The 16,895-nt window shown below is 69.4% G+C and carries 12 protein-coding genes and 1 riboswitch; of the genes, 2 read left to right on the forward strand and 10 right to left on the reverse strand.

The features are described 5' to 3' along the window. The first annotated feature begins 121 nt into the window (after positions 1 to 121). Positions 122 to 1,105 carry an AsnC family protein gene (locus tag ACZ1DY_RS29860; RefSeq protein ID WP_465481651.1) on the forward strand — a complete coding sequence of 328 codons (984 nt, stop codon included), beginning with the start codon at positions 122 to 124 and terminating at the stop codon, positions 1,103 to 1,105. Positions 1,106 to 1,110: 5 nt separating this feature from the next. Here the strand turns inward: ACZ1DY_RS29860 and ACZ1DY_RS29865 are convergent, their stop codons facing one another. The 9 genes from ACZ1DY_RS29865 to ileS form a co-directional block, all read right to left on the reverse strand. Further along, positions 1,111 to 2,037 carry an RluA family pseudouridine synthase gene (locus tag ACZ1DY_RS29865; protein WP_257485424.1) on the reverse strand — a complete coding sequence of 309 codons (927 nt, stop codon included), beginning with the start codon at positions 2,035 to 2,037 and terminating at the stop codon, positions 1,111 to 1,113. Further along, the gene (lspA, locus tag ACZ1DY_RS29870; RefSeq protein ID WP_465481652.1) at positions 2,034 to 2,597 is read right to left on the reverse strand and encodes a signal peptidase II; all 564 of its coding nucleotides are present in this window, start codon (positions 2,595 to 2,597) and stop codon (positions 2,034 to 2,036) included. Before lspA ends, ACZ1DY_RS29865 begins: the two co-directional genes overlap by 4 nt. 24 nt (positions 2,598 to 2,621) lie before the next feature. Next, positions 2,622 to 3,224, reverse strand: coding sequence for a hypothetical protein (locus ACZ1DY_RS29875; protein ID WP_465481653.1), 603 nt, complete (start codon positions 3,222 to 3,224; stop codon positions 2,622 to 2,624). A 19-nt stretch (positions 3,225 to 3,243) separates the two neighbouring features. Further along, entirely contained in the window at positions 3,244 to 4,599 is a 1,356-nt protein-coding gene (locus ACZ1DY_RS29880; protein WP_465481654.1) for an aminotransferase class V-fold PLP-dependent enzyme, read from the reverse strand. A 32-nt stretch (positions 4,600 to 4,631) separates the two neighbouring features. Further along, positions 4,632 to 4,746: riboswitch (SAM riboswitch) on the reverse strand. Between the two features lie 128 nt (positions 4,747 to 4,874). Beyond that, complete coding sequence (locus ACZ1DY_RS29885; protein WP_465481655.1) at positions 4,875 to 5,558, reverse strand: M23 family metallopeptidase; 684 nt, start codon at positions 5,556 to 5,558, stop codon at positions 4,875 to 4,877. A gap of 131 nt (positions 5,559 to 5,689) precedes the next feature. Further along, positions 5,690 to 7,168: a potassium/proton antiporter gene (locus tag ACZ1DY_RS29890; RefSeq protein ID WP_257485419.1), complete on the reverse strand. Its 1,479-nt coding sequence runs from the start codon at positions 7,166 to 7,168 to the stop codon at positions 5,690 to 5,692. Positions 7,169 to 7,280: 112 nt separating this feature from the next. After that, positions 7,281 to 7,964 carry an ArsR/SmtB family transcription factor gene (locus tag ACZ1DY_RS29895; RefSeq protein WP_465481656.1) on the reverse strand — a complete coding sequence of 228 codons (684 nt, stop codon included), beginning with the start codon at positions 7,962 to 7,964 and terminating at the stop codon, positions 7,281 to 7,283. 43 nt (positions 7,965 to 8,007) lie between these two features. Beyond that, the gene (locus ACZ1DY_RS29900; protein ID WP_465481657.1) at positions 8,008 to 9,609 is read right to left on the reverse strand and encodes a penicillin-binding transpeptidase domain-containing protein; all 1,602 of its coding nucleotides are present in this window, start codon (positions 9,607 to 9,609) and stop codon (positions 8,008 to 8,010) included. 198 nt (positions 9,610 to 9,807) lie between these two features. Continuing rightward, on the reverse strand, positions 9,808 to 12,969 hold the full coding sequence (ileS, locus tag ACZ1DY_RS29905; protein WP_257485417.1) for an isoleucine--tRNA ligase: 3,162 nt from the start codon (positions 12,967 to 12,969) through the stop codon (positions 9,808 to 9,810). A 322-nt stretch (positions 12,970 to 13,291) separates the two neighbouring features. On the opposite strand from ileS, the gene ACZ1DY_RS29910 reads away from it, so the two are divergent. Further along, complete coding sequence (locus tag ACZ1DY_RS29910; protein ID WP_465481658.1) at positions 13,292 to 14,926, forward strand: hypothetical protein; 1,635 nt, start codon at positions 13,292 to 13,294, stop codon at positions 14,924 to 14,926. 369 nt (positions 14,927 to 15,295) lie between these two features. Here ACZ1DY_RS29910 and ACZ1DY_RS29915 read toward each other — a convergent pair whose 3' ends face one another. Next, positions 15,296 to 16,552, reverse strand: coding sequence for an HNH endonuclease signature motif containing protein (locus tag ACZ1DY_RS29915; RefSeq protein WP_465481659.1), 1,257 nt, complete (start codon positions 16,550 to 16,552; stop codon positions 15,296 to 15,298). Positions 16,553 to 16,895 lie beyond the last annotated feature (343 nt).

Consider the following 16,895-nt stretch of genomic DNA (forward strand, 5'->3'; position numbering starts at 1 on the left):
AGGTCGATGGAGGCGGTGTCCCCGACCCTAATGGAGACCGCGTACTACCGAAGCCGGGTTTTGCCGCGCTCGGGCGGCCTCTCCCCGCGGCGCCGAGGGCGAGACGGTAGCGTTCCCGGACGTGGCCGTGACCGATCCCGTGGACATCCGCCTGCTCGCCGCCCTCGCGGACCTGGGCAAGGCGGCCGTACACGAACTCGCGGCCAAGGTCGGGATGGACCCGCGCGAGGTCGCGTACCGCCTGGTCGCCCTGTCCGGCAGCGGGTTGCCGCTGCTCGTGGGCGTGGAGAGCGACCCGAACGGGCTTCGGGCCGCCATCGCGAGCGCGCCGCCTTCGTGGGCCCAGCAGCCCCAGCAACCTCCGCAGCCTCAGCGTCCGCCGGGGCATTCGGGCCCGCACAACGTCCAGGGCACCCCCTCCGGGCCGTACAACGTCCAGGGGACGCCGTCGGGCGCGTACAACGTGCACGGCACGCCTTCGGGCCGCTACCCCGGCCCGCCGTCGACCCCGGTGCGCCAGCCGATGGCGCCGCCTCCACGGCCGCCCGCCCCGCCGCAGCAGCAGTTCGCGCCGCCGCCGATGGCGCCCGCCGACCCGGTGATGAGCACCTGGGGCGTCCCGCAGACCGCGTCCTGGGCGCGCGGCGACGAGCAGCAGGTCACGCCGCAGGCCGCCCCGGAGGGCAAGAAGGGCCGGACCGGCGACGTGATGGAGACCCAGGGCCTGGAGGGCGAGCAGCTCACCGTCCAGCTGCTCGAGGTCCAGGACCCGGCGGACTACCTGTTCAGCGCCGCGGGCTACTCGCTGGAGGCCGGGGAACGGTCGGTCGTGGTGCACACCGAGATCACCAACCGCGGGAACATCCCGTTCGTGTCGCTTCCGGACAACTACCTCGAACTGCTCACCGCGGACGGCAAGCCGATCGCGAAGGCGCCGGTCTCGCTGACCTCGCGGCCGCCGCACAAGATCGGCGTCCGGCCCGGGGAGACCCTGGGCGGGCACACCGTCTACGTGCTGCCGGACTCGACTCGCGTGGTCGCCGTGCGCTGGTCGCCGCGGCCCGAGCCGGACGAGCGCACGCTGACCTGGTCGATCGAGGACTGACGCGCCTAGTTCTCGTCCTGCAGGATCCTCAGCGCGTTGGCCAGGTCGTCCGGGTACTCCGACTCGAACTCGACCCAGCGCCCGTCGGACGGGTGGGCGAAGCCGAGCGTCTTCGCGTGCAGCCACTGCCGCGAGAGGCCGAGTTTGCGCGCCAGCACCGGGTCGGCGCCGTAGGTCAGGTCACCGACGCAGGGATGCTTGAGCGCCGAGAAGTGCACCCGGATCTGATGCGTGCGGCCGGTCTCCAGCTTGATCTGGGCCAGCGACGCGGCGCGGAAGGCCTCGACGACCTCGTAGTGCGTGACGCTGGGCCGCCCGCCCTGGACGACGGCGAACTTGTAGTCGTGCCGGGGGTGCCGGTCGATCGGCGCGTCGATGGTGCCGCGCGTCGGGTCGGGGTGGCCCTGGACGATGGCGTGGTAGCCCTTGTCGACGGTGCGTTCCTTGAACGCCCGCTTCAGCACGGTGTACGCGTGCTCGCTCTTCGCCACGACCATCACGCCGGTGGTGCCGGCGTCCAGCCGGTGCACGACGCCCTGACGCTCGGCGGCGCCCGAAGTCGCGATGCGCAGCCCGGCGGCGGCGAGCCCGCCGACGACGGTCGGCCCGGTCCAGCCGGGGCTCGGGTGCACGGCGACGCCGACCGGCTTCGAGATCACCACGATGTCGTCGTCGTCATGCAGGATCTTCATGCCTTCGACGGGTTCCGCGACGACCTCGACGGCCGACGCGGGATCGGGCAGCGTCACTTCGAGCAGTCCGCCTGCGGTCAGCCGGTCCGATTTCCCGGCGGGCCTGCCATCGAGGAAGATCTCGCCGGATTCGGCCAGCTCCGCCACGACGGTGCGGGAAAGCCCCAGCAGTTTCGCCAGCCCCGCGTCGACGCGCATACCGTCGAGCCCGTCGGGAACGGGCAACATCCGCGCGCTCATTCGCTCGCCGCTTTCTTCTTGTCCTTGGTGGATGTTCCGTCGTAGTCCTTGCCCAGCAAGGAAAGGATCACGATGAGCACACCGCCGACGCAGATCGCGGAGTCGGCGACGTTGAAGATCGCCCAGCCCTGCCCGTTCGGCGCGAACGCGGAGATCATGTCGACCACGTGCCCCTGCAGCGGCCCGGGCGCACGGAAGATCCGGTCGGTCAGGTTGCCGAGCGCGCCGGCCAGCACCAGGCCGAGGCCGATCGCCCAGCCGGTCGAGCGCAGCCGCCGGGCCAGCCAGACGATGACGATCACGACGGCGATCGCGACCAGCGCGAGCACCCAGGTCAGCCCGGTGGCCATCGAGAAGGCGGCGCCGGGGTTGCGCACCAGCTGGAAGTACACGAGCCCGCCGAGGAACTCGACCGGCTGCTTGCCCTCCAGCGTGGACACGGCGATCTGCTTCGTGAGGAGGTCGATCCCCCACAGCACCGCGGCGACGGCGAACACCACGGCGACGCGCTTCTTGGGCAGCGGGGGCGACGGTGGCGCCGTTTCGGGCTCAGTACTCACCGCCCCATTGTCCACTGAGCGTGTTCAGGACTCCCCGGCGGCTGTCTTCGGCCTGCTCAGCAGCGCCGCGAACGCACCGGCGAGCACGACCAGCGACGAAAGCACGAGCGCGAGCTGCCCTTGGGCGAGCACGACCGCGCAGAGCACGAACGCCGCGGCCACGACGAGCACCAGCACACTGCGCTCCAGCCACGCGAGCCCCGCCAGGCCGAGTGTCAGCAGGATCGCGCTCCGGGTGTCGCCGTCGAGATCGAATTCCCAGTAGCCGACCAGATCCGCCAGCACGATGGCGACCAGTCCGCCGAGCGCGATCGCGGCGACCTTCCACCAGCGCAGGGTCTTCGTCCGGAAGGCGTAGAACAGCACCGTGCCGAGGTAGACCGCGAGGACGGCGAACAGCCAGCTGTCGTTCCGGCCGGCGATGTCGAACGACGCGTCCAGTGCGGCCACGTTCGCGCGGCTCATCTCGACCCCGTACAAGCCCACGTACCCGAACGAATGTCGTTCACCGGCGGGCGCATACGCGAACCAGCCCCCGGACCACATTCCGCCGAAAGCCACCACCAGCAGCTGGGCGAAACCCAGCAACGCCAGCGGAAACCAGTAACGCGGTCGCTCGTTCCCCATACAGGGTGAGGGTAGTGGGTCAGGCGCAGAACGGAGGAAGCTCCCGCGGATCGTTCTCCGGCACCCAGCGGCCCTCCGGCTTCTCGTACTGCCAGCGCGCGCCGCGGGCGACGATCTGGCGCAGCGCCAGGACGATCCGGTCCACGTGCTCGGTGGTGCTGCCGAGGCCGAGGCTGACCCGCACGGCCTGCTGCCCCGTCGAACCGGCCACGGCGATGAGCCGCTTCGTCGCCACGTGCGCGCAGAACGCGCCGTCCCGCACGCCGATTCCGTACTCCGCCGAAAGGACCGCGGCGAGCCAGCCCGGGTCGAAGCCGTCGACGACGAAGCTGAGCGTGCCGACCCGGTCGACCGGCGCGTCGAACAGCCGCAGTTCGGCGAATCCGGGGATGGCGGCGAGGCCGCGGCGCAGGCGCGCCAGCAGTTCCTCCTCGTGGGCGACGATCCCGTCCCAGTTCGCGGCCAGGGTCTCGCAGGCGACGCCGAGCGCGTAGACGCCGACGGTGTTGGGGGAACCTGCTTCGTGCCGCTCGGGACCGGAGTTCCAGACCACGCCGAGGTTTTCGGACTCACGGTTGACGAGCTTCGTCGCGCCACCGCCGGCGAGGTACGGCTGGGCCGCGCACAGCCAGTCGGCGCGGCCGATCAGCGCGCCGGCACCGAAAGGCGCGTACAGCTTGTGGCCCGACAGCGCGACGTAGTCGACGTCCAGTTCGCGCACCGAGATCTTCCGGTGCGGCGCGAGCTGTGCCGCGTCGAGCGCGATCCGGGCGCCGTGTCGCCGCGCGACGGCCGCGATCTCCTTGACCGGCAACAGTTCCCCGGTCACGTTGGACGCGCCGGTGAGCACCACCAGCCGCGGTCCCTGCGGGCAGTCCGCAAGCGCTTCGTCCACAGCGGACACCGCGGCGAGCCGGGTCCGCGGGGTTTCGATCCGGCGGACGTTCGGTCCCTTCCACGGCAGCAGCGCGGCGTGGTGCTCGGTGTCGAACACGATGACCGACGTGTGCTTCGGCAGGCTGCGCGCGAGAAGGTTGAAGGAATCGGTGGTGTTGCGGGTGAACACGACGGTGTCGGTCGATCGCGCGTCGACGAAGTCGCGCAGGATTCCGCGCGTGCGCTCGTAAAGCTTGGTCGAAACCTGCGAAGCGAACCCGGCGCCGCGGTGCACGCTGGCGTACCAGGGCAGGAATTCGTCGACCGCGGCACGCACCTTGTCCAGACACGGGGCGCTCGCCGCGTGATCGAGGTTGGCGTAGCCGATGTCGCCGCCGGTGACCAGCGGAACCCGCAGATCGGCGCACGCGACCGCCGGGATCTGGTGCGTGGCAACGACTTCAGCGGGGGCGTTCGTGCGTTCGAGAGCGAGGGTCATCGTCATCCTCCGGGCCAGGGGACCCGGCGAGGATCCCGCGCTTGCCCGCCGCACCACGCGACGAGCCAGGTCCTCACCCGGGGCACCCCACCGCGGAAGGAGGGTTGCCGGTCAGCTAGCCGGGGCTTGACGCTGACACTCGTGACCTACGGACGAAGTTAGCGGATGGGCGGGCGATCGAGCCAGCCCTCGTCCGCATCTTGAGACGCCGCTCACGTGTTCCGCAAGCGGGAAGAACCGCTGCCCGGCGCCGCGCCGCGCCGGGCAACGGCAGGTCAGACCCGGAATCGGCCGGGCAGCGGGACGGTCGAGCGGGAGGAGACCTCGGTCGCGGTGCCGGAGTACTGATCGGTGCCCGCGGTGAACTGCCAGCCGCCGAAGGTCTTGCCGTCGACGGCTTCGCCGTAGGCCTCGGCGACCTTGGTCGAGACCTCGTCGTAGGACAGGCCGTTCCAGTTGCCCGCGCCGACCCCGAAGTCGCGCGAGTCGCCGCCCTGCGCGGCGGCCGTCGGCAGGGTCCACAGGGTGAAGTGCACGTGCGCGCCGGTGCTGCTGCCACCGCAGGGCAGCGCGTTGCCGGTCCGGCCGAGAGCGTCGCCCGGGGCGACCTTCTGGCCGTCGGTGACCGAAATGCCCTCCAGGTGGTAGTACCCGGTCCGCCAGCCGCCGTCGTGGTCGACGGTCACCCAGTCGCCGCCGGAGCAGTGCTGGATCCGGACCGTGCCGGCCAGCGGGGCTCGAACGGTCTTGTCGCCCGGACTGAAGTCGATGGCGTTCTTCACTCCGGACGTGCCGTTGTCCGAGTGGATCCCCGCCGAGTAGACCGACTGGCCAGTGTCGAAGGGCAGCCCGAAGGCGGGGAAAGCGCCGGCCGCAGTAGCCGTCGGGGCGGCGAGAACCACTCCGACGAGTGCCAAAGTGGCCCCCAGACCAGCGAACCGCGCAGGAAGCTTCGTCACCTTGCGTACTCCTTACCCCGTGACACTCACCCATTCGATGGAGTCGATTGCGGGGAAAGTAATCCAAAAGGAGTACAAATGGGAAGAAGTTTCTGAGATCAACCGACGAACAGCTGGTGCCGGTTCGTGACCTACTGGCCGGATTCGCCCTTCCACCTGGCGAGGCGGCCCGCGCGGTCGACGGCCCGCAGGCGTCGTTCGGCCGCGTCACGGGCTTCGGCGGTGGTCACGACGAGTAACTGGTCGCGCTCCTGGAGCCGAGTGTTCTTGTTCGGAGTGAAGCCGGAGCCGTCGCGGACGAGCAGGCTGATCGTCGCCCCCACCGGCAGGCGCAGCTCGGCCAGGTACACGCCGTGCATCTTCGATCCGGTGTTGATCCGGACCTGCAGGAGTTCCGCGCCCATCTCGTCGAGCGGCGCGGAGTCGACGTCGATCTCGTGCGCCTCGGCGTGCTGGGCCAGCCCGAGGATTCTCGCGAGCGGGGTCAGCGTGGCCCCTTGGAGCAGCGTCAGCACGATGACCAGCACGAATACCGCGTCGACCAGTTCCTGCGCGCCCGGCACCCCGGACGACAGCGGGATCAGCGCGAGCACGATCGGGACCGCCCCGCGCAGCCCGGCCCAGGACAGGAACACCTGTTCTCGCCAGGGGATCTTGAACGGCAGCGCCGACAGCAGCACCGACAGGGGGCGGGCGAGCAGCAGCACGACCGCGCCCGCGACCAGGCCCTGGATGAGGCTTTCGAAGATCCTGCTCGGCGAGGCGAACAGGCCGAGCAACACGAACAGGCCGATCTGCGCGAGCCAGCCGAGCCCTTCGGCGAAGGACAGCGTGTCCGACCGGTGCGGCAGCTTCGAGTTGCCCAGCACGAGGGCCGCGACGTAGGTGGCGAGCAGGCCCGACGCGTGGGCGAGCTGCCCGCTCGAATACGCCACGACGCAGACCGCGACCGTGGCCAGCGGGTACAGACCGGTGGCGGGAAGCGCCGCCCGGCGCAGCGCGAACGCCCCGCCCCAGCCGAAGGCCAGGCCGATCACCAGCCCGGCGGCGAGTTCGTAGACCACCAGCAGCGGCAGCGACCAGTCGATGGTCGTCCCCTCGGCGAGGACGACGACGGCGATGTAGGCCGGGGCGTCGTTGATCCCCGACTCGATCTCCAGCGCGCCGACGAGCCGCTTGCCGATCCCCGCGGATCTCAGCACCGAGAAGACCGCGGCGGCGTCGGTCGAGGCCAGTACCGCGCCCCACAGCAGCGCCATCCGCCAGTCCAGGCCCAGTAACCAGTGCAGGGCGGCGCCGGTGACCGCGATGCTCACCACCACGGCCACTGTGGACAGTGCGATTCCGATGCCCAGCGAGGGTTTCACGGCCGACCAGCGGGTGGTGAGGCCACCTTCGGACAGGATCATCACCAGCGCGGCGAGGCCGAGCGACTGGGTGAGCTCGGGGTTGTCGTACTGGATGCCGAACCCGGCTTCGCCGAGCAGGACCCCCATCCCCAGGTACAGCAGCAGCGAGGGAAGGCCGACCCGGATCGACACCCGGACGGCGATCACGGCGACGAGCAGCACGGCGCCGCCGGTGCCGAGGATGAGCGGGAGTTGCTCCATGTCGCCTCCCGTTCCGGTCGCCGTGAGGGCTCCAGAATAGTGAGGCGGTGATCGTCACACGTTCGTGTACCGGTCGGAAAGCGCCCGGACAACCTGTGTTACAGACTGTCCACTAGGGACTGCGCAGGGCCACCAGGTCGACACCGAGTGCCGCGAACGGCTTTTCCGCCGCGGGCAGGACCTTCACCGCGCGGTTGCCCTCACAGGACAACCAGCCGGCGCTCACACCGTGAGACAGTAACGCCGCAGGCACCCGGCCCGCCAGATGATCACGCCGGACCGTCCAATCCAGACAGTCGCGCAGCATCGGGCGGCGGCCGTCGTCGATCTCCACCCCGAGCGCGCCGAGTACTTCCCGGCCGCGATCGGTCAGGGTCAGGCCGCCGGCGTCGTCGATCAGCCCGGCGGCGAGCATTCCGTCCCGCAGCGCGACCCCGACCGTCCCGGCGAGGTGGTCGTAGCAGGTCCTGGCGAACTCGAGCCGCTTCACCCGCACCGACGACCGAAGCCCCTTCACCGGCCGGTGTTCGGCGTGCTGCGCCAGATGCTCGATCAGCTCCGCCACCCGGGGGTCGGCTATCCGGACGTAACTGTGCCTCCCTTGCTTGACCCGCACGACGAAACCGGCCTCGGTCAGCTTCGTCACGTGCTCGCTCGCCGTCGACGCGGCCACGTCGGCCGCGCCGGCCAGCTCGGTCACCGTCCAGGCACGCCCGTCGAGCAGCGCGAGACACATCGACGCGCGGCTCGGATCGGCGAGCACGGCCGCGACCTCGGCCAGGGCGATCGTCTCCATGCGTCCACCGTAGAAGACCCACGGTTCGGCGACCGCCGAAGCGTCAGCCCGCCAGGAACTTCGCCGCCAGCTGCACCGCGGGTTTGGAGTCGTTGGAACCTTCGAGCATGACGGCGAACGCCACGTCCCCGCGATAGCCGACGAACCAGCCGTTGGCGTCCGCGCCCGAGCCGAATTGCGCCGTCCCGGTCTTGCCGAAGACCGCTCCGCTGCCCTTCAACGCCTTCGCGGTCCCTGTCGTGCAGACCTCGCGCATCATCGCGCGGACCTGGTTCAGCACCCCGGCGGGCGGGGCCTGGTACCCGACGTTGACCTTGGTCTCCAGACCCTGCCACAGCTTCGGGACCACCGGCTTCCCCGTGGCGACCGTCGCGGCCATGAGCGCCGCGCCAAGCGGGCTGACCTGCACCCTGCCCTGTCCGATCCCGGCTTCGACCTGCTCGTCACCGCCGGCGGACGGCTCCACCTTCCCGGCCTCGGTCGACAGCCCCGGGATCTCGAAGTCGGCGTTGAGGCCGAGCTGGCTCGCGGCCTTGGCAAGACCGTCCGCGGGCAGCTGCTTGGCGAGCCGCCCGAAGGTCGTGTTGCACGACGCGGCGAACGCCGTCTTCAGCGAGACGGTCCCCAGGTCGAACCCGTTGTCGTTCTTGAGCGTGCGGGTGCCGATCTGCTCACTGCCCGGGCAGGCCAGCGGAGACTCGGCGGTGACGCCGCCCTGCTGCAACGCCGCGGTCGCCGTGGCGATCTTGAAGGCCGACCCCGGCGAGTACAGGCCGTTGAGGGCCTTCGGCTGGTTCCCGGCGGCGCCGTTCTGCGCGACCGCCAGCAGTTCGCCCGAGGTCTTCATCGCGACGATGATCGCCGGCCCTTGGAAGCCGTCGACGGCTTTCTGGGCGGCGGTCTGGGAGGCCACGCTCAACGTCGAAACCAACGGCTTGTCCGTCTCGGCCGCCTGTCCGAAGAGCGTCTCGACCGGTTTTCCGGAGGCGTCCACGCGAGACACGGTGACAGTTGCTCCGGTGCCGCTGTTCTCCCCGGAGGCGACCTTGGACAACGCCCCCTGCAGGATCGGCGCGACACCCGACGCGTCACCGCCGACGAGGGCCTTGCCGTCGCGGTCGGTCACGACCGGTTTGGCCGAAACCGGCGCGACGGCGAGCCGCTGCCCGGCTTCGAGCTTCGGGTGGATCGCCGACATCGCCCAGCGGACGACCCATTTCCCGGCGTTGCGCACCAGGTCCAGCTTGCCTTCGTACTTCCAGACGCTGCCGCCGGCGAACGTCCACGCGGCGTGGAAGGTGGCCGACGTCGAGGGCGCGTCACCCGGCGTCGTCGGGACCTCGCCGAGGGACGTCTTGACCGAGGCCCCGCCGAGGGCGTTGCGCGTCCCGGTCAGCGCGGCCGTGGCCGCCGCCGGGTCGTCGACCGGGGCGGTGGTCAGGTCACCTGTGTCGAACAGCCGCAGAAACCGGGTGGCGACCTGGGCGGGGCTGTCCTGCGCGTTCGCGGTGGACTCCCCCGGCCCGCCTCCGGAGGCCGCGGGCGCCCGGTCCTCCTTGACCAGCAGCACCACCGCGGCCACCACGATGGCGACGACCGCCAGCGCGGCGCCGATCAGGATGCCTCTTTTCCGGGCAGGACTCATGGATTCGCTCTCCCCCATACGGCGCGCCCCTCGCGCGCCCCCGGGCGCCAGCCTGCCGATTTCCCCCGCGCAAGGCGCGCTTCGGACGGGAAAGCGGCTGATCCGAATCCTTTTCGTGATCCCGGTGATCGGGAATTCCAGGAAAGGCCCCTTCATCGCGGATTTGCGATGAAGGGGCCTTTCCTGTCACCCGCGAGGTCAGGCCTTGGCGACCGCCACGGTCACCTTGGTGCCCTCCCCGACCGTCCCGGCCGAGCCGTCGGCGACGTCGCCGTAGGCCACCGACGTCGCCAGCGTCTCCGAAGCGACGAACTCCTCGTGCGTCTTCGCCGCCGTGACCACGTCTTCCGGCGCGTCGACCGTCAGCGCGATCCGGTCGGCGACGTCGAGCCCGGCGTCACGGCGGGCCTGCTGCACGACCCGGACCAGGTCACGGGCCAGCCCCTCGGCCGCCAGCTCGTCGGTCACCTCGGTGTCGAGCAGCACCAGCCCGGCGCCGCCGGGCAGTTCCGCCGCCGCGCCGCCGCCCTTGGCGACGAGACGCCGGTCGTACTCGCCTTCGACGAGCTCGATCCCGGCCGCCACGACGGCGCCGCTCTCCGACGTCGTCCACTCGCCGGCCTTGACGGCCTTGATCACCGTCTGGACGTCCTTGCCGAGCCGCGGCCCGGCGGCGCGGGCGTTCACCGCGACCTCGAAACCGCCGTGCGCGGCGACGTCCGTGGTCAGCTCGACGGATTTGACGTTGACCTCGTCGCGCAGGATGTCGGTGAACTCGCGCAGCGACTCCGCCTCGTGCGCGGCGACGACCAGCTTGGCCAGCGGCAACCGCACCCGCAGCTTGTTCGACTTCCGCAGCGAGAGCGCCGAAGACGCCACCTGGCGCACCCGGTCCATCGCCGTCACCAGCGCCGCGTCGGCGGGCAGGTCGAGCGCGTTCGGCCAGTCGGTCAGGTGTACCGAACGGCCGCCGGTCAGCCCGCGCCAGACGACCTCGGTCGTCAGCGGCAGCAGCGGCGCCACCACCCGCGACGTCACCTCCAGCACGGTGTGCAGGGTGTCGATCGCGTCCTGCTCGCCCGCCCAGAACCGGTCGCGCGACCGGCGCACGTACCAGTTCGTCAGCACCTCGAGGAAGTCACGGACGGTCGAACAAGCGCCTGCGACGTCGTAGGTGTCGAGCGCGTGCTCGACGTCGGTCACCAGTTCGTGCGTCTTCGCCAGCACGTACCGGTCGAGGACGTGCTTCGAATCCGTGCGCCACTGCCCTTCCACGCCCTCGGCGTTCGCGTAGAGCGCGAGGAAGTAGTACGAGTTCCACAGCGGCAGCACGGCCTGGCGGACGGCGTCGCGGATGCCCTTGTCGGTGACGACCAGGTTCCCGCCGCGCAGGATCGGGCTCGCCATCAGGTACCAGCGCATCGCGTCGGAGCCGTCGCGGTCGAAGACCTCGTTGACGTCCGGGTAGTTGCGCAACGACTTGGACATCTTCTGGCCGTCCGAGCCGAGCACGATCCCGTGCGAGATGCAGGTGCGGAACGCCGGCCGGTCGAACAGCGCCGTCGCGAGCACGTGCAGCACGTAGAACCAGCCGCGGGTCTGCCCGATGTACTCGACGATGAAGTCACCCGGGTAGTGGTGCTCGAACCACTCGGTGTTCTCGAACGGGTAGTGCACCTGCGCGTAGGGCATCGAACCCGAGTCGAACCAGACGTCCAGCACGTCCTCGATCCGGCGCATGGTGGACTTCCCGGTCGGGTCGTCCGGGTTGGGCCGGGTCAGCTCGTCGATGAACGGCCGGTGCAGGTTCTCCAGCCGCACGCCGAAGTCGCGCTCGATCTCGTCGAGCGAACCGTAGACGTCGGTGCGCGGGTACGCCGGGTCGTCCGACTGCCACACCGGGATCGGCGTGCCGAAGTACCGGTTGCGGGAGACCGACCAGTCGCGGGCGTTCTCCAGCCACTTGCCGAACTGACCGTCCTTGACGTTCTCCGGGTACCAGGTGATCTGCTGGTTCAGCTCGACCATCCGGTCCTTGAACTCGGTCACCGCGACGAACCACGACGAGACGGCGCGGTAGATCAGCGGGTTGCGGCAGCGCCAGCAGTGCGGGTACGGGTGCTCGTAGGTCTCATGACGCAGCAGGACCGCGCCCTGACGGCCGGCGGAACCGGTGCCGTTCTTGAGATCCTTGATGATGTTCGGGTTGGCGTCGAAGACCTGCTGGCCCTCGTAATCCGAGACGGTCGCGTCGAACTTGCCCTGCGCGTCCACCGGGGTGACCGGGACGATGCCCGCCGCGTCGGTGACGACCTTGTCCTCTTCACCGTAGGCGGGCGCGATGTGGACGACACCCGTGCCGTCCTCGGTGGTGACGTAGTCCGCGGACAGCACGCGGTGCGCGTTCTCGTGCCCGGCGAAGTACGGGAACGGTGGGGCGTAACGGGTTCCGAGCAGCTCGGTGCCGGTGTAGTGCCCGACGACGGTCGGCTCCTCACCGAGCTCGCGGGCGTACGCGGCGACGCGCGCTTCGGCGAGCAGGAACCGCTTGCCGTCGGATTCCACCACGACGTAACGCACGTCCGGGTGCACCGCGGTCGCGAGGTTGGACGGCAGCGTCCACGGGGTCGTGGTCCAGATCAGCAGGTAGGTGCCGTCGAGCTCGTTGTCGTTGCCCTCCAGGCGGAAACCGACCGTGACGGCCGGGTCCTGACGGCTGGCGTAGACGTCGTCGTCCATGCGCAGCTCGTGGTTGGACAGCGGCGTCTCGTCGCGCCAGCAGTAGGGCAGGACGCGGTAGCCCTCGTAGACCAGGCCCTTGTCCCACAGCTGCTTGAACGCCCAGATGACCGACTCCATGTAGGACAGGTCGAGCGTCTTGTAGTCGTTGTCGAAGTCGACCCAGCGGGCCTGGCGGGTGACGTAGTCCTGCCATTCGCCGGTGTAGCGCAGCACGGACTCGCGGCAGGCCTCGTTGAAGACGTCGATGCCCATCGCGTCGATCTCGGACTTCTCGGTGATCCCGAGCTGGCGCATGGCTTCGAGCTCGGCGGGAAGGCCGTGGGTGTCCCAGCCGAAGCGGCGCTCGACGCGCTTGCCCTTCATCGTCTGGTAACGCGGCACCAGGTCCTTCACGTACCCGGTGAGCAGGTGACCGTAGTGCGGAAGACCGTTGGCGAACGGCGGACCGTCGTAGAAGACGTACTCGTTCGAACCGTTGACGCCGGGGTCGCGGGCGTCGATCGACGCCTGGAAGGTCCGATCGGATTCCCAGTACGCGAGGACGCGCTTCTCCGACTCGGGGAACGAAGGCTGGGACGGGACGCCGGTCTCGCCGTCCACCTGTGCCTTGGGATACATCTTCGGTGCTCCTCGCGCTTCGTCTCTCTCGTACGGGCTCGCGCCCACACGGGGACGAGACGGCCGTTTCCGGCGCGTTCCGCGGTACCACCCCGCTTGCCCGGCCGGTGGTGTTCCGGCTGGGCCGCTCATTCGACGGCTGTGACGGGCCGTACCCGTCCGGTTCTACTGAGGGTGTGGGCCCTGTTCTTCCGGAGGCTCCCCGGTGATGGCCGGATCGGTGCCAGTTGGTTCAAGGGTAGCGCGCGGGGGCAACCGGGTTGTCCGGGGTGGGTGGAAACTCGGAGGCGGCGGGCGGGCACCGTGATTAGGCTCCCGCCCGATGGGCACCGAAGAACAGCTGTGGCGCCAGATCCGCGTCACCGACCGGATGTGGGAGGGCCCCGGCCAGATCGCCGCGCTCGAGAAGGTGTTGCGGCGCGTGGACGCGCTGGGGCTGATCGCGCATCGGAACGAGGCGCGCGTCCGGCTCGCCACCGCGTACCTGCTCGGCGGCGAGCCCGCGAAGGCCTTCGAGCCCCTCTCCCGATGTCTGGCCTCCGGCGATCCCGAGCTCAGGCCGGTGTTCGACTACCTGGCCGAGGCGTTCGTCGAAGACCCGCGCGTTCCGCTGGCGGACACCCTCGCCGCGCTCGACGAAGGTGAACGGCTTTTCGGTCCGATGCCCGACAATCGCCTGATCATCGCGTCGCACCTCGGCACCGAGGCGGACTTCCGGTACGAGGCCCCCGCGGAAAGCTCGCGGTGCGGCCAGTGCGACACCGGCTTGAGGATCGATCACCTGCTCCGGATCGGCCGCATCGACGACGCCGTCGAGCTCTTCTCCGACGACGACCACTGCTCCCGGCAGCCGCACACGATGCTCGCGGCACTGATGCTCCCGTTCGCCCGGGCCGGCAGGCTCGACGACGCGGTGGAAGCCTTCCGGAGGTCCTATTCGGCCTTCTGGACCGAACAGGCGGAGCTCGGCTCGCTGGCCCGGCACGTCGAGTTCTGCGCACACACGGGAAATCACGCCGCGGCCCGGAAACTGATCGACCGGCACGGCGGTTGGCGATCGACGCCCTCCGCGACGATGGAGTTCCACGCCGCGGCGGCCTTGGTGACGGAATCCCACGCATCCCTGGCGCTGGAGATCGCCGCCCGGTTCGACGCCCGCAACGGTAACTCCGCGCAGAGCGAGCGGATCCGGGCCCTGCTCGCCGCGGATCCGGCACCGATCGCGGTGGACCTGGGTTCCGCGTTGCTCCCCAGCACCAAGCGAATCGGGTCGCGACTCGTGATCTATCCGACGACCGTGGAGGAACTGGCTTCCCTGGCCGAACGCAGCGAAGACGATCCGGAGTTCGCGGCCATCATGTGGGAGCGGTTCGACGAGCTCCTGCCGAACCCAGAAGGTGAACTGCTCACGCGCCGTCGCGCCGGTTCCGGCGAACCCGCCGCAGCCACCGACCGCGGTCCCGGGGCACGCGCGTTCCGGGACGCTGAGCTGTCCCTGGAAGAGGACCCCTTGCGAGCCTTGACGTTCGCGCGAGAGGCCATCGATCTCCTCCAGGCGAAGTTCGACTACGTGAACGCCGCCCGCGCACGACTGATGGCGGCCTGGGTCCTGACGTTCACAGGCGATCCGAAGGCCGCCCTCGACCTGATTGGCGATTGCGACGTCACCGGCGGCAACCCCGAGGTGCAGGCCGAGGTGCTGTACACCCACGGAAAGCTCTCGCAGGCGTTCGGCGATCTCGACGAAGCGGCGTTCCGGCTCCTCATGGCCGCCGAAAGCTTCGAGTCCGCCGAGAACACCGACGCGCTCGGCTGGACCCGCGCCGATCTCGCGGAGCTCTTCTTGACGATGGAGCGTTTCGAAGACGCCGCCGATGCTGCCGAAGAGGCCGTCCGGCTGGCTCCTACGGCGCGGGCATCGGCACTGCGGGATCGGGCTTACGCTTTACGTGCCTAGAGGCGTCGCGCGGTGATCGCATCGTTGCTTCCGGCGGAAAAGGGGCAGCGGGGAGAGCGGCGGCGCAGTCAACGGCGCGGGTGCGCGATTTGTGCATGAGCGCACCGGTGCGCCGTGGCGTGACCTGACCGAGCGGCTGCGCCGCGTATGAGCGGTCACGGAAGTGGACCGCGGACGGTATTTGAGATCGGATCCTGGAACACCTCGCTAGGGGCTTGGAGGACCATTTCGAGTTCGTGATCCGCGTCGATTCCATGAGTGTCCGAGCGCATCAGCGCGCCGCGGGCGCCCGGAAAAGCGCTGCGAGGATGGATCGAAAACCTCGCCCTGAGCGCAGCCGTGTAGGTCGTTATACAGTCACCAAACGGCCTATGTCCTGAGGTGCATGGTGTTGCGTCTCGGTGTGCCGGTCGGGTCGAGGTAGGTAGGCGGGGTGAATTCGGGGAGTCCGTCTTGGGCGATCTGGACTTTCCATTCGCTGTGGTGGATCAACCGGTGATGCTTGGTACACAGGAGCACGAGATTGTCGATCTTCGTTTCGCCGTGGTGCCGCCAGAAAACGATGTGATGGGCGGTGCAGCGGGGTACGGGCATGTCGCAGCCGGGAAACGCACAGCCACCGTCGCGGATCGTCAGCGCGTACTTCTGGGCTAACGACACGGTGCGTTTCGACCGCCCGATGTCCAGCGGTTCGCCGGCAGTGCCGAGAACACCGGGCCGGACGCGGGCGTCGCAGGCGAGGATGCGGGCGTCGGTGGCGCTGATCGGGCCGACCAAATCCAAATGCGCCTCGCCGAGATCGTTGATCAAGTCGTCGTAGGACATGGTGACGAGAATGTGGGTGGCTTCGCCGGCTTGGCCGGGGAGGTTGCGGCTGGTGGTTTTCAGCCGGACGTAGTCGGTGAAGGCGTCGCCGTAGCGTTCGTCTTGGGTGCGGGAGTCGCGGACTCCGTCGATGGCTTTGTGGGGTTTGGCCATCGGGTCCAGGTCGGACTTCAACCGCGCGTAGGTTTCGAGATCGAGCCGAGCCTTGAGGCCGAGGGTGCCGTCGCGGTGCTTGACGAACCGCAGCTCCGGCCGGGTGTCCTTCAGATCCTCGTCGCGGGGTTCTTTCCCGTCGGGGTCGAGTTCGTCGAGCAGGCGGCGTCCGGCGCGGGCGATCTGCCGAGGCCCCGCCCGGCGCGCCAACTCCACCAGGATCGCCTCACCGGCCCGCACGTCCTCCTCCGGGACAGTGGAGGGGATGCGGGCGAGGGTGCGGATGATCGCGTCGATCTGGCCACCACCGATCGCCCCCTCGGCAGCGGCCTGGGCGGTCAAGGGCGCCAGGGGCGGTTCAGGCTCACCGCCGATGGACGGGCCGGGATGCAGGGCCAGGACGCGGTCGGCGCGGGCACTGGCTTCCTTGTCCGTCACCAGGAAGTCCTCGAAAATCAACGCGGCCAACGTCGAATGCCCGCTACACCCACGCACCCCACGGGAATTGATTTCCGCCAGGATCGCGTTCTGTTCCGCATCCGCCCGGCGCTTCAGGACTTCGAGTTCTAGTTTGCGGGCATGCAGCGTGGCGGTGTCGACGCGCCACCACTCGGTGGACGTCCCCTGGGGTGCATCGTTGCTGGCCACGACCTCAAATCTACTCGAAATCGAACACCTGAGCTAGCCCAAACGGCCCAACGGAGAGAATTGCCGAAAAATGGCAACCACGAAGAGAACCTTAAGACGGCGAAGCATACTTAAGCGTGCGAAGAACGCGAAGCAAAGGAATGCGTTGAAGGCGAGCGGGCCACGTGTCAGTGCGGAAGTGATAAGCGCAGGAGCGGATGTCGGCACCACGTCGGACAACCGCCACGGAACCCGAATCCGCGATCACCAGGCCGGACGCGCCGAGACACCACCGTCCACAGCCAAGTTGTGCCCGGTGATCGACGCCGCGAGCGGCGAGGAAGGGAACAGTCAGGCGTTCGCG

The organism is Amycolatopsis sp. PSD-21, from assembly GCF_055561455.1.

Excerpts from the sequence above, each read along its gene's own strand:
- ACZ1DY_RS29865 (WP_257485424.1), bottom strand. The coding sequence starts at position 2,037 with ATGAGCGCGCGGATGTTGCCCGTTCCCGACGGGCTCGACGGTATGCGC.
- ACZ1DY_RS29875 (WP_465481653.1), bottom strand. The coding sequence starts at position 3,224 with ATGGGGAACGAGCGACCGCGTTACTGGTTTCCGCTGGCGTTGCTGGGT.
- ACZ1DY_RS29880 (WP_465481654.1), bottom strand. The coding sequence starts at position 4,599 with ATGACCCTCGCTCTCGAACGCACGAACGCCCCCGCTGAAGTCGTTGCC.
- ACZ1DY_RS29890 (WP_257485419.1), bottom strand. The coding sequence starts at position 7,168 with ATGGAGCAACTCCCGCTCATCCTCGGCACCGGCGGCGCCGTGCTGCTC.
- ACZ1DY_RS29895 (WP_465481656.1), bottom strand. The coding sequence starts at position 7,964 with ATGGAGACGATCGCCCTGGCCGAGGTCGCGGCCGTGCTCGCCGATCCG.
- ACZ1DY_RS29900 (WP_465481657.1), bottom strand. The coding sequence starts at position 9,609 with ATGAGTCCTGCCCGGAAAAGAGGCATCCTGATCGGCGCCGCGCTGGCG.
- ileS (WP_257485417.1), bottom strand. The coding sequence starts at position 12,969 with ATGTATCCCAAGGCACAGGTGGACGGCGAGACCGGCGTCCCGTCCCAG.
- ACZ1DY_RS29910 (WP_465481658.1), top strand. The coding sequence starts at position 13,292 with ATGGGCACCGAAGAACAGCTGTGGCGCCAGATCCGCGTCACCGACCGG.